The sequence below is a fragment of the Tessaracoccus luoxuelianae genome (genome assembly GCF_054483915.1).
In genome coordinates this window covers 3215686-3237145 of the sequence record NZ_CM137013.1, presented here as the reverse complement: position 1 = coordinate 3237145, position 21460 = coordinate 3215686, and the positions used below count along the sequence as shown (strand labels likewise).

20 protein-coding genes and 1 pseudogene are annotated in these 21460 nt (G+C 70.6%); 9 read left to right on the top strand and 12 right to left on the bottom strand.

Going from position 1 to position 21460, the window contains the following annotated elements; genetic code table 11:
* Positions 1-113 precede the first annotated feature (113 nt).
* Both ACX1D1_RS14995 and ACX1D1_RS14990 read left to right on the top strand, forming a co-directional pair.
* A pseudogene (locus ACX1D1_RS14995) lies at positions 114-281 on the top strand (hypothetical protein); the annotation flags it as partial.
* A gap of 108 nt (positions 282-389) precedes the next feature.
* Positions 390-1124 (top strand): hypothetical protein, encoded by a 735-nt coding sequence (locus tag ACX1D1_RS14990; protein ID WP_459056613.1) that lies wholly within the window; start codon positions 390-392, stop codon positions 1122-1124.
* A 178-nt stretch (positions 1125-1302) separates the two neighbouring features.
* Here the strand turns inward: ACX1D1_RS14990 and kbl are convergent, their stop codons facing one another.
* Together kbl and tdh are read right to left on the bottom strand one after the other, a co-directional pair.
* Entirely contained in the window at positions 1303-2499 is a 1197-nt protein-coding gene (gene kbl / locus ACX1D1_RS14985; protein WP_459055218.1) for a glycine C-acetyltransferase, read from the bottom strand.
* An 8-nt stretch (positions 2500-2507) separates the two neighbouring features.
* Complete coding sequence (gene tdh / locus ACX1D1_RS14980; protein WP_459055216.1) at positions 2508-3536, bottom strand: L-threonine 3-dehydrogenase, zinc-binding type; 1029 nt, start codon at positions 3534-3536, stop codon at positions 2508-2510.
* Between the two features lie 67 nt (positions 3537-3603).
* On the opposite strand from tdh, the gene ACX1D1_RS14975 reads away from it, so the two are divergent.
* Together ACX1D1_RS14975 and ACX1D1_RS14970 are read left to right on the top strand one after the other, a co-directional pair.
* Positions 3604-3885 carry a DUF2277 domain-containing protein gene (locus ACX1D1_RS14975; protein WP_182781542.1) on the top strand — a complete coding sequence of 94 codons (282 nt, stop codon included), beginning with the start codon at positions 3604-3606 and terminating at the stop codon, positions 3883-3885.
* Positions 3882-4451, top strand: a complete 570-nt coding sequence (locus ACX1D1_RS14970; RefSeq protein WP_459055214.1) for a maltokinase N-terminal cap-like domain-containing protein — start codon at positions 3882-3884, stop codon at positions 4449-4451. The genes ACX1D1_RS14975 and ACX1D1_RS14970 overlap by 4 nt, the downstream gene beginning before the upstream one ends.
* 52 nt (positions 4452-4503) lie before the next feature.
* Here ACX1D1_RS14970 and ACX1D1_RS14965 read toward each other — a convergent pair whose 3' ends face one another.
* From ACX1D1_RS14965 to treS, 4 genes are all read right to left on the bottom strand, one after another.
* Complete coding sequence (locus tag ACX1D1_RS14965) at positions 4504-5463, bottom strand: L-lactate dehydrogenase (protein ID WP_459055213.1); 960 nt, start codon at positions 5461-5463, stop codon at positions 4504-4506.
* Positions 5464-5567: 104 nt separating this feature from the next.
* Positions 5568-6065, bottom strand: a complete 498-nt coding sequence (locus ACX1D1_RS14960) for a beta-class carbonic anhydrase (protein ID WP_459055212.1) — start codon at positions 6063-6065, stop codon at positions 5568-5570.
* A 73-nt stretch (positions 6066-6138) separates the two neighbouring features.
* Entirely contained in the window at positions 6139-6504 is a 366-nt protein-coding gene (locus ACX1D1_RS14955) for a helix-turn-helix transcriptional regulator (RefSeq protein WP_459055211.1), read from the bottom strand.
* A 113-nt stretch (positions 6505-6617) separates the two neighbouring features.
* Positions 6618-8858 carry a maltose alpha-D-glucosyltransferase gene (gene treS / locus ACX1D1_RS14950; RefSeq protein WP_459055209.1) on the bottom strand — a complete coding sequence of 747 codons (2241 nt, stop codon included), beginning with the start codon at positions 8856-8858 and terminating at the stop codon, positions 6618-6620.
* Positions 8859-9118: 260 nt separating this feature from the next.
* Here treS and clpB point away from each other — a divergent pair, with 260 nt between their 5' ends.
* Entirely contained in the window at positions 9119-11686 is a 2568-nt protein-coding gene (gene clpB / locus ACX1D1_RS14945; RefSeq protein ID WP_459055208.1) for an ATP-dependent chaperone ClpB, read from the top strand.
* Between the two features lie 21 nt (positions 11687-11707).
* Here clpB and ACX1D1_RS14940 read toward each other — a convergent pair whose 3' ends face one another.
* Together ACX1D1_RS14940 and ACX1D1_RS14935 are read right to left on the bottom strand one after the other, a co-directional pair.
* A complete protein-coding gene (locus ACX1D1_RS14940; protein WP_459055207.1) occupies positions 11708-12343 on the bottom strand; it encodes a DUF1707 SHOCT-like domain-containing protein in 636 nt (211 codons plus the stop codon).
* Positions 12344-12414: 71 nt separating this feature from the next.
* Complete coding sequence (locus tag ACX1D1_RS14935) at positions 12415-12789, bottom strand: hypothetical protein (RefSeq protein WP_459055205.1); 375 nt, start codon at positions 12787-12789, stop codon at positions 12415-12417.
* A 143-nt stretch (positions 12790-12932) separates the two neighbouring features.
* On the opposite strand from ACX1D1_RS14935, the gene pdxH reads away from it, so the two are divergent.
* Positions 12933-13577 carry a pyridoxamine 5'-phosphate oxidase gene (gene pdxH / locus ACX1D1_RS14930; protein ID WP_459055203.1) on the top strand — a complete coding sequence of 215 codons (645 nt, stop codon included), beginning with the start codon at positions 12933-12935 and terminating at the stop codon, positions 13575-13577.
* A gap of 104 nt (positions 13578-13681) precedes the next feature.
* Here the strand turns inward: pdxH and ACX1D1_RS14925 are convergent, their stop codons facing one another.
* Both ACX1D1_RS14925 and ACX1D1_RS14920 read right to left on the bottom strand, forming a co-directional pair.
* Positions 13682-14869, bottom strand: coding sequence for a PQQ-dependent sugar dehydrogenase (locus tag ACX1D1_RS14925; protein ID WP_459055201.1), 1188 nt, complete (start codon positions 14867-14869; stop codon positions 13682-13684).
* 57 nt (positions 14870-14926) lie between these two features.
* A complete protein-coding gene (locus ACX1D1_RS14920; protein ID WP_459055199.1) occupies positions 14927-15958 on the bottom strand; it encodes a zinc-dependent alcohol dehydrogenase family protein in 1032 nt (343 codons plus the stop codon).
* A 151-nt stretch (positions 15959-16109) separates the two neighbouring features.
* On the opposite strand from ACX1D1_RS14920, the gene ACX1D1_RS14915 reads away from it, so the two are divergent.
* Positions 16110-16985 carry a helix-turn-helix transcriptional regulator gene (locus ACX1D1_RS14915; protein WP_459055197.1) on the top strand — a complete coding sequence of 292 codons (876 nt, stop codon included), beginning with the start codon at positions 16110-16112 and terminating at the stop codon, positions 16983-16985.
* 6 nt (positions 16986-16991) lie between these two features.
* Here the strand turns inward: ACX1D1_RS14915 and ACX1D1_RS14910 are convergent, their stop codons facing one another.
* Positions 16992-18299, bottom strand: coding sequence for an MATE family efflux transporter (locus ACX1D1_RS14910; protein ID WP_459055196.1), 1308 nt, complete (start codon positions 18297-18299; stop codon positions 16992-16994).
* A gap of 35 nt (positions 18300-18334) precedes the next feature.
* Here ACX1D1_RS14910 and ACX1D1_RS14905 point away from each other — a divergent pair, with 35 nt between their 5' ends.
* Together ACX1D1_RS14905 and ACX1D1_RS14900 are read left to right on the top strand one after the other, a co-directional pair.
* The gene (locus ACX1D1_RS14905; protein WP_459055195.1) at positions 18335-19138 is read left to right on the top strand and encodes a spermidine synthase; all 804 of its coding nucleotides are present in this window, start codon (positions 18335-18337) and stop codon (positions 19136-19138) included.
* A gap of 88 nt (positions 19139-19226) precedes the next feature.
* Positions 19227-19772 (top strand): histidine phosphatase family protein, encoded by a 546-nt coding sequence (locus ACX1D1_RS14900; protein WP_459055194.1) that lies wholly within the window; start codon positions 19227-19229, stop codon positions 19770-19772.
* A 15-nt stretch (positions 19773-19787) separates the two neighbouring features.
* Here ACX1D1_RS14900 and ACX1D1_RS14895 read toward each other — a convergent pair whose 3' ends face one another.
* The gene (locus ACX1D1_RS14895) at positions 19788-21386 is read right to left on the bottom strand and encodes a phytoene desaturase family protein (RefSeq protein WP_459055192.1); all 1599 of its coding nucleotides are present in this window, start codon (positions 21384-21386) and stop codon (positions 19788-19790) included.
* Positions 21387-21460 lie beyond the last annotated feature (74 nt).

Genomic DNA, 21460 nt, shown 5'->3' with positions numbered 1-21460 from the left:
CGGCGGCCGAGCACGTGCTCATCGGCTCGCGCGGCCAGCCGGGCAGGCTGACCTGGTCGTCGAGTTGAGCTGAGGACTTCGCAGCATGACCGGCCGACGCTCGCCCCCCTCACGTGTGGACAAGCCTGGTAGATCGCAGAAATTGGTCCCACTTATCCACAACTGACCAATTCACCCTGCCAACGAGGTGCCCGCCGTCGTCAAATAGCTGGGTGAACGAACACTGGACGGCGCGACAGCTTCTTGACCTCGGTATCACCCCGAGCGACCTGAGATCCCGCGTGAAGAGCGGGGCCTTGCTGCGACTTCGACGGGGTCACTACGCAGCGACTTCTGAAGAGAGCCCGGAGGCCGAGCACCTGCGTCTGATCCGGGCGACAGTGCCCGAGGTGGCTTCTTCGAGCGTATTCAGCCACACTTCCGCGGCTGTGCTCCATGGGCTGCCCGTCCCGGCTGACGTGTTGGACGTGGTCACGATGATCCGGACAACTCCCGGGCACGGCGACGGCACAACCCACCTCCGAGTTCGCAACACGGCGTTGCTGCGCGAGCACATCACGGAGTTGGAGGGCTTGCCAGGGACCACACTGGAGCGAACGATCTGTGACGTTGCGCGGCTGTCCCCCTTCGAGTGGGGGGTGGCCGCGGCAGATGCCGGGTTGCGAGCATCTGCCGACGTGGCAGAGCTGCACCGCATTCTGCGGCTGCATCCACGGCTGCAGAGGGTATCCGTCGCCAAACGCGCGATCGCCGTCGCGGACGGTCGCGCTGAGTCCCCGGCAGAGTCGCTGAGCCGAGTTCAGATGATGCGCTGGAACGTCCCCGCGCCCGTGCTGCAGTACGAGGTCATCGACGAAAACGGTGTCCTCGTAGCTCGGACTGATTTCGGTTGGCCAGAGCTGGGTCTGGTCGGTGAGGTCGACGGCAAGGCCAAGTACGGTCGCCTCCTGAAGCCAGGGGAGAAGGCTGAGGACGCGGTGATGCGGGAGAAGCGTCGCGAGCAGGAGATCCGTCGTCAAGGACTCTGGCCCATTCGGTGGGGGTGGAAGGAAATCCACGACGGGCGACAGTTGGCGGCGCTCATCCGCGATGGGATCAAGAACGCCCTGCCCCGGGCCTCCTGATGCGCCTGCGCTGAGTTTCCCGGCCGGCGCTATAGCGCAGGCCGGGGTACGGAACACAGGCGCAAAGTGACCCAAGGCAGGCGTCGGGACTTAGGGCAGGCGCCGGGAGTCAACGCAGGCGTCGGGACCCAAGGCAGGCGTCGGGACTTAGGGCAGGCGCCGCGAGCGAACGCAGGCGTCAGCCGCCGACGGCGGCGCGGGCCGCCACGAACGCCTCCACCGCGACATCCAAGTCCGCCCGCGACAGTCCCGCCGACATCTGGGTCCGGATCCGGGCGGCACCCCTCGGTACGACGGGGAACGAGAACGCCCTCACGTAGACGCCCCGGGCGAGGACCTCGTCGGCCATCCTCGCCGCCAGCACCGCGTCGCCGAGCATCACCGGCACGATCGCGTGGTCTGACTCCGGGATCTCGAAGCCCTCCTCCGCCATCCGCCGCCTGAAGTACGCCGTGTTCTCGGCCAGCTGTTCCAGCAGCGACGACGACGACTCCAGCAGCTCCAGGCACGCGATCGTGGCCGCGACGATCGACGGCGCCAGCGAGTTGCTGAACAGGTACGGCCGCGACCGTTGACGCAGCAGCTCCACCACCTCACGCCTCGCGGACGTGTAACCGCCCGACGCGCCGCCGAGCGCCTTGCCGAGGGTGCCGGTGAGGATGTCCACGCGGTCGACGACCCCGAACCGCTCCGGCGTCCCGGCCCCCGTCTCGCCGACGAAGCCCACCGCGTGGGAGTCGTCGACCATCACCAGCGCGTCGTACTCGTCGGCCAGCGCGCAGATCTCATCCAGAGGGGCGACGAAACCGTCCATCGAGAACACCCCGTCCGTGGCGATGACTCGGTGCCGTGCCCCCCGCGACGCCTCAAGCTGGGCGCGCAGATCGGCCATGTCGCGGTTGCGGTACCGGTAGCGGGCGGCCTTGCTCAGCCGCACCCCGTCGATGATGGAGGCGTGGTTGAGCTCGTCGGAGATGATGGCGTCCTCGGCCCCGAAGAGGGTCTCGAACAGGCCGCCGTTGGCGTCGAAGCACGACGAGTACAGGATGGTGTCCCAGCCGTCGTGACCGTCGGGCCCGCTGCGCAGGAACGCCGTCAGGCGCACCTCGAGCTCCTGATGCAGGGTCTGGGTTCCACAGATGAAGCGGACCGACGCCATGCCGAAGCCCCACCTGTCGTAGGCGCGCTTGGCGGCGGCGATCAGCACCGGCGAGTTCGCCAGCCCCAGGTAGTTGTTGGCGCAGAGGTTGATCACCTCGCCCGACGGTGTCCCGACGTGCGCTGCCTGCGCAGTGGTCAGCGGCGCCTCCGTCTTGTACAGCCCGTCTGCGCGCAACTGTTCGAGCTCGCCGCGGATGTGGTCCAGGAATGCCATGGTGTTCCTCACTCGTCCCAGGTCAGGATGACTTTGCCGGCGTGCCCCGCGGCCGCGACATCGAACGCCTCGCGAAACCCCGTTGCGGGGAAGCGGTGCGTGATGACCCCCGAGATGTCCAGCCCGGAGCGCAGCAGGGCGCTCATGGCGTACCAGGTCTCGAAGATCTGCCGGCCGGTGACCCCCTGGATGGTCAGCATGTTGAAGATGATGGTGGTGAAGTCCACCTCGAGCGGCTTCGACGGCGTCCCGAGCAGCGCGATCCGGCCGCCGTGGGTCATGTGCGCGATCATCGACGACAGTGCCGCGCCAGATCCGGACATCTCCAGCCCGATGTCGAATCCCTCCCGCATGTCGAAGCGTTCGTAGACATCCGCCAGGTCTTCACGGGCGACGTTGACGGTGCTGCTCAGCCCCACGCGTCGAGCCAGTGCGAGCCGCTCGTCGCCGAGGTCCGTGATGACCACGTTGCGCGCCCCCTGGAACTTCGCGACGAGCGCCGCCATGATCCCGATCGGTCCGGCCCCGCTGACCAGCACGTCCTCGGCGAGCGCCGGGAACTGCAGGGCGGCGTGGACGGCGTTGCCGAACGGGTCGAAGATCGCCGCGACATCCGGCTCCACCGGCGTGTGGTGCACCCACACATTCGACGACGGCATGGCGAAGTACTCGCAGAAGGCGCCGTCGACGCGGTACCCGATGCCCCGGGTGTTGCGGCACAGGTGCCGCTTCCCCGCGAGGCAGGCCCGGCAGCGCCCGCACACGTAGTGCCCCTCGCCGGAGATGAACTGGCCCACCTCGAGGCCTGTCACCGACGAGCCCAACTCCACGATCTCGCCGCAGAACTCATGCCCCAGGATGAGCGGGGTGGTCACCACCTGCGACGCCCAGCCGTCCCAGCCGTCGATGTGAAGGTCGGTGCCGCAGATCCCGGTGCGCATGACCCGGATGAGTACCTCGTTCGGGCTCGGGGTGGGACGCGGCAGCTCGATCAGCTCCAGCCCGGGGCCCGGCCGCGTCTTCGCTAGCGCCAACATGGACTCATCGTGGCAGATGACTCCCGGGCGGTGGGCCCGGGCGGGATGTGAACGTAGGCTTGACGGCATGTGTCGCAACATCCGGCCGCTGAACAACTTCGAGCCTCCCGCCACCAGCGACGAGGTGAACGCCGCGGCGCTGCAGTACGTGCGCAAGGTCGCGGGGGTCACCAAGCCCAGCAAGGCCAACGAGGAGGCGTTCCATCGCGCGGTCCACGCCATCGCCCACATCACGGCGGACCTGCTCGACGAGCTGGTCACCACCGCCCCGCCGAAGGACCGGGACGCCGAGCGCGTGAAGGCCCAGGCCCGCGCCGCCAAGCGCTACGCCACCGAGGCCGCATCGTGACCTCCGCCGCCGAGCTGCACGTGGGGGCCAGGCTCACGCCGTCGAAGATCGAGCTGCTCCAGGCCTGGCTGCCCACGCAGCGCTGGTTCTTCGGCGATCCCTCCACGCTCCAGCGCGCCGCCGGCTTCAGGCTGGTCGATCCCGACGGCGAGGTGGGGCTGGACTGCATGGTGATCTCCACCGGAGGGGAGTACTACTTCGTGCCCGTCACGTGGCGCGCCGCGCCCTTCGACGGCGTGAAGCCGATCGGCACCCTGCAGCACTCGGAGCTTGGCCTGCGCTACTGCTACGACGCGGCGACGGACCCGGTGTTCGTCGACGAGGCGTCGCGGATCATCCGGGAGGCGGACCACGAGGCCGAACTGCGCGACGCCCATGGCGCACAGCTGCCGATCACCATGACCGCGGACGGCACCGGCGCGCTCCCCGGTGAAGGCGAACGGCTGGAGATCATGCGGCTGCTCATCAGGGCCGTGCCCACGCCGGACAACGCGGCCGGCTCGCTGATCGGCCGCTGGACGGACCACGAGGGCCCGCGCCACGACGTGCTCGCCATCCTCCACTGAGGGGACTCGCCACCGTGTGCAGGGTCGTGGCGCGACGAGCGACCGAGCCGATCTAGAAGCCCAACCCCTCTGACATCGCGCGGATGTGTTCCGCGCTGGTGCGCAGCCGTGACAACTCGTCCTCGGACACCGGAAGCTCCAGCTGCGTGCCCGCGCCGTCTCGGCCCACCACGGTCGGCACCGCCATGCACACACCCGAGATGCCGTGCCAGCCCTCCAGCATCCGCGACACCGGCAGCACCCGCCGCTCATCGCGCAGCACCGACTCGATGATCCGCGTTGCGGCCAACCCGATGGCGTAGTTGGTGGCTCCCTTGCCCTCGATCACCTCGTAGGCCGCGTTGACCACTCGATGCGCGATGGCGTCCCGCTCGTGCGCGCCCAGCCGCCCCGTCGTGCGTTCCCACTCGGTCAGGGGCACGCCGCCGATGGTCGCGGTGCTCCACATCGGGGTCTCGGTGTCTCCGTGCTCGCCGCACACGTAGGCGTGCACGTTGCCCACCGCGACATCACAGGTGGTGGCGATCAATTGCCGGAGCCGCGACGAATCCAACACGGTGCCGGACCCGAACAGCCGGTTCGACGGCAGCCCGCTGATCTTCAGCGCCGCCTGGGTGGTGACGTCGACGGGGTTGGTGACCATGATGAAGGTGGCGTTGGGGGAGCGCTCGACCAACGGCGGAATCAGCTTGCGGATCAGCCCAACCGTCGAGCCGGCCAGGTCCATCCGCGTCTGGCCAGGCTTCTGCTTGGCCCCGGCCGTGACGACGACGACGTCAGCGCCGCGCGTGATGTCCACGTCGTCCGAGCCCTCGATCACCGCCTCGGGCAGGAACTGCCCGCCGTGGGCGAGGTCCAGCGCCTCGGCCCGCACCTTCGGGCCGTTGACGTCGTGCAGGACGACATGCCGGGCGACGCCCCGGATGAGGGCCGCGTAGGCCAGTGACGATCCGACCGCGCCCGCGCCGACGATGGCCAGCTTGGCGCCTTCCCTGTACTGGGCTGATGACATGGGTCGATTCTGTCAGGTCGAGCAAGCCGGTGGACGCCAACCGCCGGCCAGATGAGTCGGTCGCGCCCATGTCACCGGATGGTTGCCTCGGGGAGGGGGCGTGCTCACGCGACCTGCTCCAGGAGGCTGGTCTCGACGTCGTACAGGAATCCGGCGACCGTCACCCGGTCCGCGATCAGCGGGTGCTGCTGCAGCAGGTGGACGTCGCTGCGGATCCGCCCGTGCTGGTCCGGGTCTGCGCCGATGGTAAGAGGGCCGAGGTCGGTGCCCGTGGTGTCGAGGACGCGCTGGCGGATGGCGTCGTCCTCGCCGCTGGCCATGGCGCAGTGGGTGTGCTGGACCACGAGGATCCGGTTTACGTTGAGCAGGTGGGACGCGAGAACGCAGCCGGTGAGAGCGTCCGGAGTCACATGACCCCCAGGGGTGCGCAGGATCTTGGCGTCCCCGAGCGTGAGTCCGATCATCTCGAGCGGTTCGAGCCGCGAGTCCATGCAGGTGACGACGGCGACGCCGGCGTGGGCTATCCCATCGAACGGGCGGGGGGCCGACCGCGCGTAGCGGCGATTGGCGGACAGCAGGTCACTGAAGCTGAGCGGGTCCATGTGATGAACGGTAGTGACCCAACATACGAAATGCAATTCCGGAAAATTTAGACCGATGCGAGCCCGACGCAACTCAGCCGGGCCGAGGATCAGTCTTGTAGGAGGCGTCGTCGAGGGCGGACGCGCCCGGTGTCGGGGAGCCGTCCTCGGCAGTGTCGTCGGCCGTGCCGAGGGTCGCGATGAAGTCCGCGATGCTGACGCTCCCTTCAAGTGGGTGCCGCATGTAGGTGTTGTCCGCGAGGCTGTATCTGTTTCGACGGCCGGACTTCTCTCTGACCACGTAGCCGTGCGCGACCAGCTCGCCCACGATCTGCTGGATCGCCCGCTCCGTGATGCCCACCTGCTCCGCGAGGTCGCGCATGCGCGCCGTCGGATCCTTGGACAGCGCCACGAGCACATGCCCATAGTTGGTCAGGAAGGTCCAGTCGTCCGATGGCATGGATGAATCCTATTGCGCGAGTTGTAGTTCGGGAATCAGGCCACATCCCATCGAAACGGCGCCGCCCAGGTTCAGGACACCGGCTGGAGCCGTCGTCCTGAGCCTGGGGGAGGTCAGTCCCGGATGATCATGGCCAACCCGCCGAAGGCCGGCAGCTCGACGCTGAACCCTCCCAGATCGTCGACGGTGCCCACCTTCCGCCGGGTGCTCAGGTCGAACACCCTCCCCGATGGCAGCGCCTCGGACTGAATGCGGGCCTCGATCTTCTCGGCCCCGAAGTTGAGGGCGGTGATCTGCGTGGCGCCGACCTCCAGCTCGTTGACCAGCACCAGCAACGCCTTGTTGCCCACCTCCGGCACGTCCACCAGGCGACCCGACGCGAGGCCGTTGCGCTTGCGGACCTTGAGGACGGCTGCCAGGCGGGAGGCGAAGGAGGTGTCGCGCTTGAGCTGCTCGGGCAGCGGGCCGTACAGCGTGCGGGCCCTGGGCATTCCGGAGGCGGACTTCTTCACCTCGGGCGCGACCCCGAGGATGTCGTAGGCGCCGCGCTCGATCCAGCGGGTGTCGCCGCTGCTGATGAGGCTCTTCACGGCGTCGCGCTCCAGGGGCAGGGCCCCGACGAGGTCCCAGCCGGAGAGCGCGAACACGCCCGGTTGCCACGCGTTGTACATGCAGAGCAGCAGGTGGGCGGCGGAGATGCGCCGGACGTCGGCGTCGGTGATGGTGCTCAGGTCCGAGATGCCGAGCGAGGCGGTGACGATGGATGCGGTGGTGCTCGCGATGCCGTTCTGCGTGAAGATCGCGTTGTAGGGCGCGGCGTCGCCGGTGAGCGTGTCGCGCATGGTCTGGCGGATGTGCTCGGCCAGGTCGTGGCCGCGGTAGTCGACCCCGCCGAGGGTGTACAGGTCGTCGCGGTGTGCGGCCGCGAAGTGGACCAGTTCGTAGGTGAGCTCGTCGTGGTTCTGCATCGCGTGGACGAGAGAGGCCTGGTCGATGCCGATCTCCATCGCCTCGCGCAGCACCAGGCGCAGGAACTCGGTGTCGCTGGTGGCCAACGCCACCTGGGCGGCGGGTCGGGTGACGAAATCGTAGGACAGGTCCGGGCCGACGGCGCCCGTGCGCTGGATGTCGTCCATGGCCAGGTTCAGTTCCTGGAAGGTGAAGCCGCCCACCTTGCGCACCAGGGAGCCGATCAACTGGTTGGCGGCCTGGGACAGGGGATGGCCCTCGGACCAGGCGGGGGCGTCGACGGCGCGCTCCACGCCCAGGAAGCCGTTGGCGTCCAGCCGCAGTCCGCCCGAACCCAGATCCAGCAGCGAGTGCAGGGCGTCACCCATCACCAGTCGCATGCCGGCGCAGGTGGGGTCCAGCCAGTTGATGGTGGGCTGCCCCTCCTTGAAGTAGTGCAGGTAGACCCAGCGGCGCAGCGTGCCCTTGTAGTCGCGGATCGGCGGCGTGACTGACCAGTTGGTCTCCTTCACGCCCGGTTCGTAGAAGATGACGCGTTGGAGCGCGCCGATGATGTAGCCCTCGTCGGCCAACGCCCGCTCCACCTCCGGCGTGAGGTTGACGGAGTCGCGCCCCTCCGGGACGTCCGGCAGCAGGTGCCACGCCACCTCGGGGATGTCGACCATGTGGTAGATGCCCGGGTAGTCGCGGTAGTTGAGCTCCGCGAGCCGGAAGTCGGCGCCCTTGCCGGTGTGGCCGGGGACGATGTCGTCGATGATGGTGCCGTTGTGGCGGGTGGCCATCTCGCCCATCTCACGGAACTCGTCCTCCGTGCCGAACAGCGGGTCGATGGCCATGGACATGCGGTCGAAGTGGCCGTCCACGCTGGGGGTCACCTCCCATCCGTCGAGCCCGCCGGCGAGCTTGACCGGGCCGGTGTGCAGGGCGTCGATGCCGACGGCGGCGAACGCCTCCCACAGCTCGGCCGAGCCGAGCGCCCCGAGGAAGGACTGGCCGGGTGCGGTGATGTGCGACAGCGGGTAGGCGGTGTACCAGACTGAGGCCCGCTGAAGGGCGGCCCGCGGGTCCGGGTGGGCGTAGGGGTTGGACCACATGGTGTGGCTGCCGGCGAGCTGCCGGGCCACCTTCTCCGCGTCGTGGAGCATCGACTGCTCCTCCAACCACTCGACGTAGGCACGGTTCGTGCCGGACGGCTCGAAGGGCGGGGTGATGGGGCTCTCGTCGCCTTGACGACGGCGGGCGCGGGGGCGCAGCCGCGCGGGCCGCGCGGCGAAGCGGGCTTCGTCGAAGGTGATCTCCGGCATCTCCTCCTCATATGGCTCGACGACACGGTCGGGCTCCGGGGCGGCGGTCTTCTCGGGGGCTTCGTCGGTGCGCTTGATCACGCGTCCGAGGCTACCGGCCCGCGCCGCAGTGTCGCGGGGTTTCGCCGCTGCAGCCCCGTCCCAGCCCAGCCTGGGGGCGCGTCACGGAAACAGGGGAGCGGGCACGACACGCCGTCGCTTCCGGTCATCGGGTGTCCCTGCGTGTCAGGAGCCCGATCGAAGCGGCGTTTCGTGCACGGCCGTGGGCGTGCCACCGAATCCGGAAATCAGGGTTGAGTGTAGTAGACTCAACTCTGAAACCGCTCCTAGGAGACACCCTGATGAACACCGAAAAGCTCACGACGAAGTCCCGCGACGCCGTCACGGCGGCGGTCCGACAGGCCCTCACCCACGGCAACCCGAACACCGAGCCCGTGCACCTGCTGCACGGACTCCTCCTCACCCCCGACAACACCGTCGGCGCGCTGCTCGAAGCGGCCGGGGCCGACCCCGCGCAGGTCGACTCGGCGGCCACCGCGGCCATCGCGAAGCTGCCCTCCACAAGCGGCTCCTCGGTCTCCCAACCGGCGCTGTCCGGTCCGTTCGCGCGCGTCCTCGCCTCGGCCGAGACCCTGGCAGACAGCCTCGGCGACGACTTCGTCGCGACGGAGCACCTGCTGATCGGGCTGGCGATGGTGGCCTCGGATGCCAAGACCATCCTGGATCGCGCCGGCGTCACCACGGACGCGCTGCAGGCTAAGTTCGCGGAGCTGCGCGGCGGCAAACGGGTGACCTCGGCGGAGTCCGAGGGCGGCGAATCCGCGCTGGACAAGTACTCCATCGACCTCACCGAGCGCGCCCGCTCCGGCAAGCTGGACCCGGTCATCGGCCGCGACTCCGAGATCCGACGCGTCGTCCAGGTCCTTGCCCGCCGCACGAAGAACAACCCGGTCCTGATCGGCGAGCCCGGTGTCGGCAAGACCGCCGTCGTCGAGGGCCTCGCGCAGCGGCTCGTGGCCGGAGACGTGCCTGATTCCCTCAAGGGCCGACGTCTGGTCTCGCTGGACCTGGCGTCCATGGTGGCCGGCGCCAAGTATCGCGGCGAGTTCGAGGAGCGGCTGAAGGCCGTCCTCTCCGAGATCCGCGAGGCGGAGGGGCAGATCGTCACCTTCATCGACGAGCTCCACACTGTCGTCGGCGCCGGGGCCTCGGGCGAGGGCGCGATGGATGCCGGCAACATGCTCAAGCCCATGCTGGCCCGCGGCGAGCTGCGGATGATCGGCGCCACCACGCTCGACGAGTACCGCGAGCGGATCGAGAAGGACCCGGCCCTGGAGCGACGCTTCCAGCAGGTCTACGTCGGCGAGCCGTCTGTCGACGACACCGTCGCGATCCTGCGCGGGCTGCGCGAACGCTACGAGGCGCACCACAAGGTGCGGATCACGGACTCGGCGCTGGTGGCCGCCGCATCACTGTCTGACCGCTACATCACGTCGCGACAGCTGCCTGACAAGGCCATCGACCTGGTCGACGAGGCGGCCTCCCGGCTGCGGATGGAGATCGACTCCTCCCCGGAGGAGATCGACATGCTGCGCCGCGACGTGGACCGGATGACCATGCAGACCTTCCACCTGGAGAAGGAGGAGGACGAGGCGTCGAAGGAACGGCTGGCGGCGCTGCGCGCCGAGCTGGCAGACGCGCAGGAGAAGCTGCGCGGACTGGAGGCGCGGTGGGAATCGGAGAAGAGCGGGCTCAACCGCGTGGGCGACCTCAAGGAACGCATCGACCAGCTCCGGGTCGAGGCGGACAAGGCGCAGCGCGAGGGTGACCTCACCCGCGCCTCCCAGATCCTCTACGGCGACATTCCCACTGTCGAGCGCGAGCTCACCGAGGCCGAGACCGCCGATACCACCGCCCAGATGGTCTCCGACGAGGTGGGCGCCACCGACATCGCCGAGGTGGTCGCGGCCTGGACCGGCATCCCCGTCGGGCGGATGCTGCAGGGCGAGAGCGAGAAGCTACTCCACATGGAGGAGCGGATCGGGGAGCGCCTGATCGGCCAGGCCCCCGCCGTCAAGGCGGTCTCGGACGCCATCCGGCGCTCCCGCGCCGGCATCTCGGACCCGAACCGGCCCACCGGCTCGTTCCTGTTCCTCGGCCCCACCGGCGTGGGCAAGACGGAGCTCGCGAAGTCGCTCGCGGACTTCCTCTTCGACGACGAGACCGCGCTGGTGCGCATCGACATGAGCGAGTACTCGGAGAAGCACTCCGTGGCCCGCCTCGTCGGCGCCCCTCCCGGCTACATCGGCTACGAGGAGGGCGGCCAGCTCACCGAGGCCGTCCGCCGTCGGCCCTACTCCGTGGTGCTGCTCGACGAGGTGGAGAAGGCCCACCCGGACCTGTTCAACATCCTGCTCCAGGTCCTCGACGACGGCCGCCTCACCGACGGCCAGGGCCGCACGGTGGACTTCCGCAACACGCTGCTGATCATGACCTCCAACCTGGGGTCGCAGTTCATGGCGGACCAGCAGTTGTCGCGGGAGGAGAAGCGCACCGCCGTGATGGGTGTGGTGCGGCAGGCGTTCCGTCCGGAGTTCCTCAACCGGCTCGACGATGTGGTGCTGTTCGACGCGCTGACCCCCGAGGAGCTGGGCCGCATCGTCGACATCCAGATCTCGAGGCTCAATCGCCGGCTGGAGTCGCGGCGGATCTCGATCGACGTGTCGGAGGCGGCGCAGCAGTGGCTGGGCGACGTGGGCTTCGACCCCGTCTACGGTGCGCGGCCGCTCCGTCGGCTGGTGCAGACCACCATCGAGGACCAGTTGGCCCGCGGGCTGCTGTCCGGGGAGATCCACGACGGCCAGACGGTGCGGTTCGACCGGGTGGGCGACGCCATCTCGATGGTCTGACCCCGACCGGTTCCGGAGACCTCAGCGGCCGATCTCGCGGCGCAGGGCCTCGACGGTCATCTTCGCGGTGTAGAGGTCCGCTCCGGTCAGCTCCCGGTACCGCTTGATGGCGGTGATGGGGCGGCCGGAGCGGATCTCGTCCAGCAGTTCCTCGCGTTCGTAGAACGTCAGCGGCCGTGGCGGCGCAGCGACCGCCTGCTGGCGCCGCTGCCGCTCCCTGTCCATCGCGGGGGCGATCACGAAGATCCAGATGGCGACGGCGGGGATGAGGAAACCCATCCGGCCGCCCGTCATGGACGTGAGAATGATGGCCAGCACGAAGATCCACCACTGCGTGTACCAGGGTTTGCCGACGCCGTGATGCGGGTGGGCGGCGCGGTGCGGCCGGGCCTCGGCGCCGTAGGTGGGTGGTGGGGCGGGCGTGCTCCAGGCGGGGTCGCCGAACGGCATCACCTGCTCGTGCTGCTGGCCGGGCCTGCGCCCGGGGAGGTCCGTGAAGAGGACGGTCAGGTCTCGCAGGGTCCTCGCTTCGAGGGCCTTGGACATGCGCTCGCCGAACTCGTCGGAGGTCAGGCGGCCCTCGGACATGTGCTCCTGGAGCAGCTCGACGGCCTCGTCGCGCTCCTGATCGCCGATCCGCATCTCGTCGTAGGCCATGGGGAAAAGGGTACTCCCGGCCAGCAGCACGGCCGTCAGACCGGGGTCCCCTCCGACTCTGACTGCGGAGGTCAGGGCTGTTCGGCGGGGTAGATCGGGTCGTCGTCGGTGTTGGGGTCGAAGAATCCCACCCCGTGCTTCCGGGCCAGGTTCCGGCCGGCCTCCACGGCCTTGTTCGCCTCCCCGTCGGGGCAGAGCGCCATCGTGAACGACGGGCCGCACCGGTAGGTGGTGGTGCCGTCGTCGGCGTCGGCCAGCGGACCGTTGACGGGCGGGAAGCTCTCGGCGAAGTCCGAGAACCAGCTGCGCAGCGCGAAGGTGCCGTTCTCGGGGTCGTCGAGATCCAGGCCGGCGCCGCCGTAGCCGAGGCCTTCGGTCCAGGCGAGGAACGGCTCGATGTCGCGGGGGACCGAGGCGGGATCGAAGACGAGGATGTCGTAGCTCATGGAGGGCCTCCTTGCGTCGACGATATCCCCAGTGAGCAGGTGACGGGGCGAGTTGTGCGCCTCGGCGGCCCGGCGGTGGGTCCTGGCCGCCCTTCCTGGCACCCCAGGGTCCGGGCTCCCCTGGTCGCTGGTTTGATGAGAGCATGGATGCCACACTCCGAGACGTCAGGCGCGACTACTCCGGCGAGGGCCTCCCCTCAGACCTGGGCTCGTTCGACCCGTGGGCCTTCCTGGACTCGTGGATCGCGGACGCGTTGGCCTCCGACGAGGCCGAGCCGACGGCCATGACGGTGTCCACCGTCGGCCTGGACGGCCGGCCGCGCAGCCGGGTGCTGCTCCTGAAGGAGGCGTCGCCGTCGGGGCTGGTGTTCTTCTCCCACTACGACTCACCCAAGGGCGACGAGCTGTTCGCGACCCCGTCGGCCGCGATCAACCTGTGGTGGCCCACCCTGATGCGCCAGGTCCGCGCGGTTGGCGACGTGGATCGGCTGACCGTCGAGGAGAACGAGGAATACTTCCGGAGCCGGCCTCGGGCCAGCCAGGTGGGGGCCTGGGCGTCGAAGCAGTCGCGGACGTTGGGGTCACGGGCGGAGCTGGAGGCCAAGGTCGCGGCGGCGCAGGAGCGCTTCGCGGGCGTCGATGAGGTGCCGTGCCCCCCGGGTTGGGGCGGCTACCGGGTGAGGATCGACGAGTTCGAGTTCTGGCAGGGCCAGCCGAGCCGGCTCAACGACCGGGTCTCGTGCCGCCTGACCTCCAGTGGATGGGCCGCCAGACGGCTCCAGCCGTGAGGGGTTGAGTGCCCGACCCGCGGAACCGTGCCCGTAGTGACACCCTCCCTCGGCTGACTTGAGCGTGATGCCCCGCACTGGGGACCCTCCTCCGCGGTGGGCGGCTAGGCGGGCCGGAGCTCGAGCAGCCGTCCCCTGGAACCGTCCTGCACCAGCCAGATCGCCCCGTCCGGTGCCTCCGCCACCGCCCTGATGCGGGCACCCATGGGCCAGTTCTCCGCCGGGCTCGCCGCCTCGCCGTCGAGATCCACCCGCACGAGCGCCTCCCCGGACAGCGCGCCGAGGAAGGCGTCGCCCTTCCAGGCGGGGAACAGGTCACCGGTGTAGATCATCAGCGAACCAGGCGAGATGCTCGGCGTCCAGAACGCCTTCGGGGGCTCGAACCCGTCGCCGTCGGCGTGATCGGGGATCTCCCCGCCGCCGTAGTGCGACCCGTTGGAGGCCTCCGGCCAGCCGTAGTTGGCCCCCGCGACGATGAGGTTGAGTTCGTCGCCGCCCTGGGGACCCATCTCCGAGGCCCAGAGCCGGCCCTCGCCGTCGACCGCCAGCCCCAACGGGTTGCGGTGGCCGATGCTCCAGAACTGCGCCGCGACACCACCATCGGTGGCCCACGGGTTGTCAGGCGCAGGGTCCCCGTCGAGGGTGAGGCGCGCGATCTTTCCGAGGTTGCCGTCCATCGCCTGGGCGGGATCGAACTTCTGGCGGTCTCCGGAACTGACGAACAGGTGCTCGTCCTGAATCAGCAGGCGGTGCGAGAAGTGGCCGTCGCCGTCCACCTTCGGGGTCTGCTCCCAGATGGTGTCGAGGGCGGTGAGGGTGGCCGCCTCGACGTCCAGCCGGGCGCGCCCCACGACGGCGCCGGTGCCGCCGTCTCCCCGCTCCACCCAGGAGAGGTAGACGGTGCCGTCGTCGGCGAAGGGGGGGCCGGGGACGAGGTCGCCGAGGCCTCCCTGGCCTGCGACGACCACTTCGGGCACGCCGGAGACCTCGCGGACCTTGCCGTCGGGGTCGCGGAGTTTGAGGGTGCCTCCGCGCTCGGTGACGGCCATGGTGCCGGTGCCGGGGAGGAACGCCAGGGCCCACGGCTCGTCGAACTGCTCGTGCTCCACGACGGTGAACTCGTGCGTCTCCGGAACGGCGCTCTCCGTCGCGGGCGTTGTCGGGGAGGAGATGGGACCAGGGGATGAGGCCGTGCCCAGGCTGGGCGCGGACGTCGGCGTGGGGGTCTCGGCCGGGCCCGAACAGGCGGCGAGTCCGGCGAGCGCAAGGGCGGCTGGGGCGAGTCGTCGCATGCTCCGACGCTACCCGCCGCCCTCAAGCCAGCGGCGGGGAGGCCACTGCGCGGCTCCTCAGCCAGCAGGAGGAGTCAGCAGCACCTTGATGGCGGTGCGCTCGTCCATCGCGGTGTAGCCCTCCGCCGCGCGATCCAGGGGGAGCGTCAGGTCAAAGACCTTGCCCGGGTCGATCTCACGCCGCCAGATCAGGTCGATCAACTCGGGCAGGAAGCGACGCACCGGCGCAGGGCCGCCGTGCAGGTGGACACCGGAGAAGAACAGGTCCATCCCCGAGAGGGTCACGTCGTGCGCGACACCCACGTACCCCACATGCCCACCTGCGCGCGTGGCCCGGATGGCCTGCATCATCGACTCCTGCGTACCCACCGCCTCGATGGTGGAATGCGCGCCCAGCCCGCCGGTGAGCTCCTTGATCCGGGCCACCCCCTCGTCGCCGCGCTCCTCGACGATGTCCGTGGCTCCGAACTCGCGCGCCAGCGCCTGCCGGTCCGCGTGGCGGCTCATCGCGATGATCCGCTCCGCGCCCAACTGATTCGCGGCCAGGATGCCCAGGAGCCCGACCGCGCCGTCGCCCACCACCGCGACAGTCTTGCCCGGCCCGGCCTCCGCCGCGACAGCCGCGAACCAGCCGGTCCCCAGCACGTCGGAGGCGGCCAGCAGGGAGGGGACGAGGTCGTCGTCGGGCATGCCGGGGGTGGCGACGAGGGTGCCATCAGTCAGCGGGACGCGCAAGAACTCGGCCTGGCCCCCCGTCGACGCGGCGGCCTCGCGCTGCACGCAGTGGGTGTGGTAGCCCGCGGCGCAGATCTCGCAGGTGTTGTCGGAGGCGAAGAAGGAGCCGACGACGAAGTCGCCCGGCTTCACCGTGCGCACGTCGCTGCCCACCTCCTCGACCACGCCGACGTACTCGTGTCCCATCGGAGTGGGCCCGTCCTGGTGCTCGATGCCGCGGTAGGGCCACAGGTCCGAGCCGCAGATGCACGACGCGGTGACGCGCAGGATCGCGTCGGTGGGCTTGACGATGGCCGGCCTGTCGCGGTCCTCGACCCGGACGTCGCCGGGCCCGTACATCACAACTCCACGCATGGTGTTCTCCTCGTAGTCCTGGGGTGCGGGCCGTTGCCCGCACTCACCCATCACCCATGAAACCCGCCCGGCGCCCTCTGGGAAAGGGCCTGTCGTGAGGTGTACCAGCAGGGCATCCCTCGCGTGCGACGGGCGGCGTTACCGTGGGTGAATGGACAACCGAGACGCAGTGCGCGAGTTCCTCACCAGCCGGCGCGCCAAGATCACCCCCCAGCAGGCCGGGGTGCCCGCGTCGGGGCAGCGTCGGGTGCCGGGGCTCCGCCGGAGCGAGGTTGCGACGCTGGCGGGGATGAGCGTCGAGTACTACTCCAAGCTGGAGCGGGGGCAGCTGGCGGGGGCGTCGCCGTCGGTGCTGGAGGCGATCGCGCGGGCGCTGCACCTCGACGACGCCGAGCGCGAGCACCTTTTCGACCTCGCGTCGGCGGCCCAGGGCGGCGGGATGCTGGCGCGGCCGCGTCGTCGTTCGGACAAGCAGTGGACCCCGACGGCCGGGCTGCAGTGGATCCTCGACGCGATGCGGGACGCGCCTGCGGCAATCGGGAACGGTCGCGGGGACCTGCTGGCCGCCAACCACCTCGGGCGGGCGCTCTACTCGGACCTGCTCAAGGATCCACGGCCCAACTTCGCCCGGTTCACCTTCCTCGACGAGGCCGCCCGCCGGTTCTACCCGGACTGGGACTACTTCGCCGACATCACGGTGGCCAACCTGCGCACGGAGGCCGGCCGCGACCCCCGCGACCGCAAGCTCCACGAGCTGGTCGGTGAGCTGTCCACGCGCAGCGAGGAGTTCCGCCGACGGTGGAGCGCCCATGACGTGCGCATCCATGCCTCCGGCACCAAACACTTCCACCATCCGGTGGTCGGTGACCTCCACCTCGCCTACGAGACGGTCGATCTCCGCACTGGCGGGGGAGTGGGAATGACGGTCTACGCGGCGGAGCCGGGCTCGGCCTCCGAGCACGCGCTCCAGCTGCTGGCCAGCTGGGCGGCGACCTCCATCCCCATCCCCGACCGGGCCGACGCCTGAGCGCGGTCAGCCGCCGAGGCGGATCCAGTGGTCGCCGCGCGCCCGCAGCCCCAGAGTGACCGCCCGTGCGCCCATGAACACCACGCTGAACGACACCCACAGCCACGTCAGCCCCGGCTCCCCGGCGGGCAGCGTCAGCCCGAACAGCGCGACCGGCGCGTAGACCACCAGGGTCAGGACGCCCGCGATCGCCAGGTAGCGACCGTCGCCCGCCCCGATCAGCACCCCGTCGAGCAGGTACACGAAGCCGGCCAGCGGCAGCGCCCCCGCCACGATGACCAGCAACCGGGCCACCAGGGCGTTGACCTCGTCGTCGGGGGAGAAGAACGAGGCCACGGGGTGGCGCAGCAGCAACGCGACCAGCCCGATCACCGCGCCCCCGCCCACCGACCACCAGGTCATCAGCCGGGTCGACGAGCGGGCCTCGCGGGCGTCGCCGGCGCCCAGGGCGGTGCCGATGATGGTCTGCCCGGCGATGGCCAGGGCGTCGAGCGCGTAGGCCATCAGCCCCCACACCTGCATGACGATGTGGTGGGCAGCCAGTCCGGCGGCGCCCTGCGCGGCCGCGACATACGTGGTGATCAGCAGCGCGATCCTCAGCGTGACGGTCCGCAGCAGCAGCGGAACCCCGACTGCGAGGCTGCCCATCATCTCCGCCCACGACGGGCGCAACCGGGCCCCGGCGCGACGGGCCTGCACCGCGACCAGGGCAGCCGCCGTCGTGCCCAGGGCCACCTCGGCGAGCGCAGTGCCGAGCGCGGCGCCGGCGATCCCCATCCCCGCGCCGAACACCAGCGCCACGTTGAGGACCAGGTTGAGGATCGCGCTGCCGATGGACAGGATCAGCGGCGTGCGGGCGTCCGCGAGACCGCGGAACGTGCCTGTCGCGGCGAGCATCACCAGCATCCCGGGAAGGCCGGGGATGGACCAGCGCAGGTAGCTGACCGCCTGGGTGTGGATGTCGCCGGCGGCGCCTAGCGCCGAGGCCAACCAGGGGGCCGTCGCCCACACCGCGGCGCCAACGGTCAGTCCGATCAGCCCGGCCAGCCACATCGCCTGCACCCCGAGCCCGATGCCGTGGGACCGCTGACCGGCGCCGATCTGCCGGGCGACCACCGCCGTCGACCCGTAGGCCAGGAAGATCATCAACCCGGTGACGGTGGTGAGGAGGCCCGAGCCGATGCCGAGGCCAGCCAGGGGGATGGTGCCGAGCGTGCCGACGATCCACGTGTCGGCCAGCATCATCAGCGGTTGCGCGACCAGGGCGGCGAACGCGGGCACGGCGAGGGCGAGGATGCGGCGGGAGAGGCTCATGGCGTGCGGGAGTCTACGCGGGCTAGGCTCCCCCCGTGGACCGCCTCATCCCTGACCGCGACACTCCCGGCGCGTTCTGGGTGCGGTTCGGCCCGACGTCGCAATCGTGGGTGAATCCGGCCCGGCCGGACTTCCTTGCCTTCGAATATGTCCAGCACATCGCGATGGTTCTGGACCACACCGTCCTCGACGCCCCCGTCGGCCGCCGGCTCCGCATCGTCCACCTGGGAGGCGCGGGCATGTCGATTCCGCGGTGGGTCGCGTGGCGCCGGCCGGGCACGGCGCAGGTGGTGTGCGAGCCGGACGCGGAGCTCACGGAGGAGGTCCGCCGCAAGCTCCCGCTGTCGCCCCGCTCAGGGATCAAGGTCCGCGACATCGACGGCCGCGCTGGACTGCGAGCCATGCCGGACGCCTGGGCGGACGTGATCGTTGTCGACGCGTTCGACGGCGCCCAGGTGCCGGGCGAACTCGCCACCGTCGAGTGCCTCGACGAGCTCCGTCGGGTGGCCCGCAACGAGGCCGTGGTGATCTACAACGTCACCGACCGCGCGCCGTTCGCCTGGGGCAAGCGGCTGGCCGGCGGGCTCGCCGAGCGTTGGCCGCACCTCTTCCTGGGCGCGGAACCGGTAGTCCACAAGGGGAAACGCTTCGGCAATGTGGTGATGGTGGGAAGCGATGCGCGCCCTGATGTCCCCGGGATCGAGCGGGAGTCCGGACGGGTGAGCGTCGGGTACCGCTGGATCACCGGCCGCGACGCCAAGGCGTGGCCCGGAGGCGCGCAGCCCTTCATCGACGGCGAGGCCGAGCCGTCGCCGGGTCCCGCGGGTCGCGGGTGGTGAGGCGGCCACCGCGCGGCGTCGGCGGCAGTTATGGTCGCGTAGTCGGTACCAGATCCGCCACGCACCGCCACAGACCCGCGGTGGCGCCGTGATCCTGCATCTCGTCAGGCACGGTCAGTCCACCTGGAACCTGGAACGCCGCCTCCAAGGGCAGCGGATGGACGTGCCGCTCACCGCCCTCGGCCGGGCGCAGGCCGACGGCGCCGCCCTCGCGCTCGCCGACGCCCCGCTGGCCGCCGTCGTCACCTCGGACCAGCTCCGCGCGCTTCAGACGGCTGAGGCCATCGCGGCTTCTCGTGGGGTCCCGACCCACCAGACGCCGCTCCTGCGCGAGCAGGCCCTCGGCGAGCTGGAGGGCCTCACCTACGACGAGCTCACAGCCGAACCGGTCCCGGACGGCCAGCACATCAGCGAGATCCGATGGGGCGGGGGCGAGTCGGTGCGGGACGTGCACGCCCGGCTCACCACCTTCGTCGCCACCCTCCGCGACACTCACGCCCCAGGCGCCGAGCTCGCCGTCGTCTCCCACGGCGACACCCTGCGGATCCTGCTTGCCGTGCTTGAGGGTCGCGGCCACCGGGAGGTGGAGTGGATCGAGTTCGCCAACGGGCAGATCCTCACCCGCACCCTCTGAGACGCCAGCCCGTGGTCAGAACGGCGGGTCGCGGCGCTGCAGCCACAGCTGTGCCCGCGTCGTCGCCCGGCTGGCGGGCCGCGACCACCACGCCGCGCCCCGCAGCGCGGCCCTTGTGGCGTTGAAGCCAGCGCCCCCATGAACGCCTCCGCCGGGATGAGTGCCTGCCGAGGCGAGGTAGAGCCCGTCGAGGTGCGTGGCCGGCCCGCCCAGGCCGGCCACCGGACGCCACGGCCCCTGTTGGAACAGCTGCGAGGTGCCCGCCCCGAGGGCGCCGTCGACGAGGTTGGGGTTGGCGGCCGCGAGATCCTGCGGAGTCTGGACCCAGCGACCCTGCTCGAGGTCGCGCCACCCGGGCGCCAGCTCGTCGAACATTGCCTCGACGGTGCCCAGCGACCGCGCCACCCCGTCGGCCCCCGTCACGGGCAGGTGCGTGTAGGCCCACAGCGACTCCGTGCCCGACGGCGAACGCGACGGGTCCGCCGTGGTCATCTGCCCCACCAGGGCGAACGCCCGGTCCGGGACCTCCCCGGCCGCGATGTCGGCGTGCCAGCGCACCAGTTCCCGCGACGACAACCCCGCGTGCACGACGGCGGTCTCCCGCGCCCGCGACGCCCGCCACGGCATGGCCCCGCCCAACAACAGGTTCACCTTCAGCGTCGGTGGGTCCCACGCGAACCGCTCCAGCCGTCTGAGCAGACCTCCTGGGACAGAGCCGGCCGGCAGCAGCGCGCGGTACAGCGCCGTGGCGGACACGTCCGCGACCACCGCGCGCCGCGCCCCCACCGTCGTCCCGTCCTCCAGCCGCACCCCGACCGCCCGCCCTCCGCTGACCGAGACCCCTGCGACGGGGGAGCCCAGCTGCACCGCCGCCCCCGCGGAGGCCGCCCGCGACAGCAACGCCCCAGCCAACGCCCCGGCTCCCCCGCGGGGGACCGGGAAGCCCACGTCCTGGGCGAGCATCGCCAGGAGGAACCCCATCAGGCCGCTGACCGGCGCCAGCGGGGAGACGTCCGCGTGCATGGCGTTGCCTGCGAGGAGGTCGCGGGCGCGGTCCCCTCCGAACCACTCCCGCCCCATCCGGTCCGACGGTAGGAGCGCGAACCGCGCGAAGTCCAGCAACCCGGCCGCGCCCAGCACCCGGGCCAGGCGCGCCGCGCCCCCGACCGGCGGCCAGCCGCGGAGCAGCGCGGCCAGCAGTGGGTCCTTCACCCGCCGCCAGCCGGAGACGAGCCTCAGCCACGCCTCGCCGTCGCCGGGGTGGTCCGCCTCCAGCGTCGCCGCGGTCTGCTCAGGGGTGGCCTCGACGGCGGAGCCCAGCGCGTCGTCGGCGGAGGAGACGTGCACCACGGCCGGACGCCTGTCGGCCCATTCGAGGCCGTGGCGCTCCAGCTCGAGCGCCCGCAGCACGGGGGAGGCCTTGGCCAGCGGGTAGCAGGAGGAGAACTCGTCGACGACGAACCCGTCGATCTCCCGATGCGCGACGGCGCCCCCCGCCGTGGACCGCCCGTCGAGGACGAGGACGTCCCAGCCGGCGTCGGCCAACAGGGTGGCCGCGACCAGCCCGTGATGGCCCGCCCCGATCACCACCGCGTCGACCACCCGTTCACCCATGCCGCGATCCTACGGACGCCGCAGGGCAGGAGCCCGGCGTGCGGTCCACGTTCCTCCAGATCGGCTCTCGCCTC

Excerpts from the sequence above, each read along its gene's own strand:
- kbl (WP_459055218.1), bottom strand. The coding sequence starts at position 2,499 with ATGGCATTCCTGGACCACATCCGCGGCGAGCTCGAACAGTTGCGCGCA.
- tdh (WP_459055216.1), bottom strand. The coding sequence starts at position 3,536 with ATGTTGGCGCTAGCGAAGACGCGGCCGGGCCCCGGGCTGGAGCTGATC.
- ACX1D1_RS14975 (WP_182781542.1), top strand. The coding sequence starts at position 3,604 with ATGTGTCGCAACATCCGGCCGCTGAACAACTTCGAGCCTCCCGCCACC.
- ACX1D1_RS14965 (WP_459055213.1), bottom strand. The coding sequence starts at position 5,463 with ATGTCATCAGCCCAGTACAGGGAAGGCGCCAAGCTGGCCATCGTCGGC.
- ACX1D1_RS14960 (WP_459055212.1), bottom strand. The coding sequence starts at position 6,065 with ATGGACCCGCTCAGCTTCAGTGACCTGCTGTCCGCCAATCGCCGCTAC.
- ACX1D1_RS14955 (WP_459055211.1), bottom strand. The coding sequence starts at position 6,504 with ATGCCATCGGACGACTGGACCTTCCTGACCAACTATGGGCATGTGCTC.
- clpB (WP_459055208.1), top strand. The coding sequence starts at position 9,119 with ATGAACACCGAAAAGCTCACGACGAAGTCCCGCGACGCCGTCACGGCG.
- ACX1D1_RS14940 (WP_459055207.1), bottom strand. The coding sequence starts at position 12,343 with ATGGCCTACGACGAGATGCGGATCGGCGATCAGGAGCGCGACGAGGCC.
- ACX1D1_RS14935 (WP_459055205.1), bottom strand. The coding sequence starts at position 12,789 with ATGAGCTACGACATCCTCGTCTTCGATCCCGCCTCGGTCCCCCGCGAC.
- pdxH (WP_459055203.1), top strand. The coding sequence starts at position 12,933 with ATGGATGCCACACTCCGAGACGTCAGGCGCGACTACTCCGGCGAGGGC.
- ACX1D1_RS14925 (WP_459055201.1), bottom strand. The coding sequence starts at position 14,869 with ATGCGACGACTCGCCCCAGCCGCCCTTGCGCTCGCCGGACTCGCCGCC.
- ACX1D1_RS14920 (WP_459055199.1), bottom strand. The coding sequence starts at position 15,958 with ATGCGTGGAGTTGTGATGTACGGGCCCGGCGACGTCCGGGTCGAGGAC.
- ACX1D1_RS14915 (WP_459055197.1), top strand. The coding sequence starts at position 16,110 with ATGGACAACCGAGACGCAGTGCGCGAGTTCCTCACCAGCCGGCGCGCC.
- ACX1D1_RS14910 (WP_459055196.1), bottom strand. The coding sequence starts at position 18,299 with ATGAGCCTCTCCCGCCGCATCCTCGCCCTCGCCGTGCCCGCGTTCGCC.
- ACX1D1_RS14895 (WP_459055192.1), bottom strand. The coding sequence starts at position 21,386 with ATGGGTGAACGGGTGGTCGACGCGGTGGTGATCGGGGCGGGCCATCAC.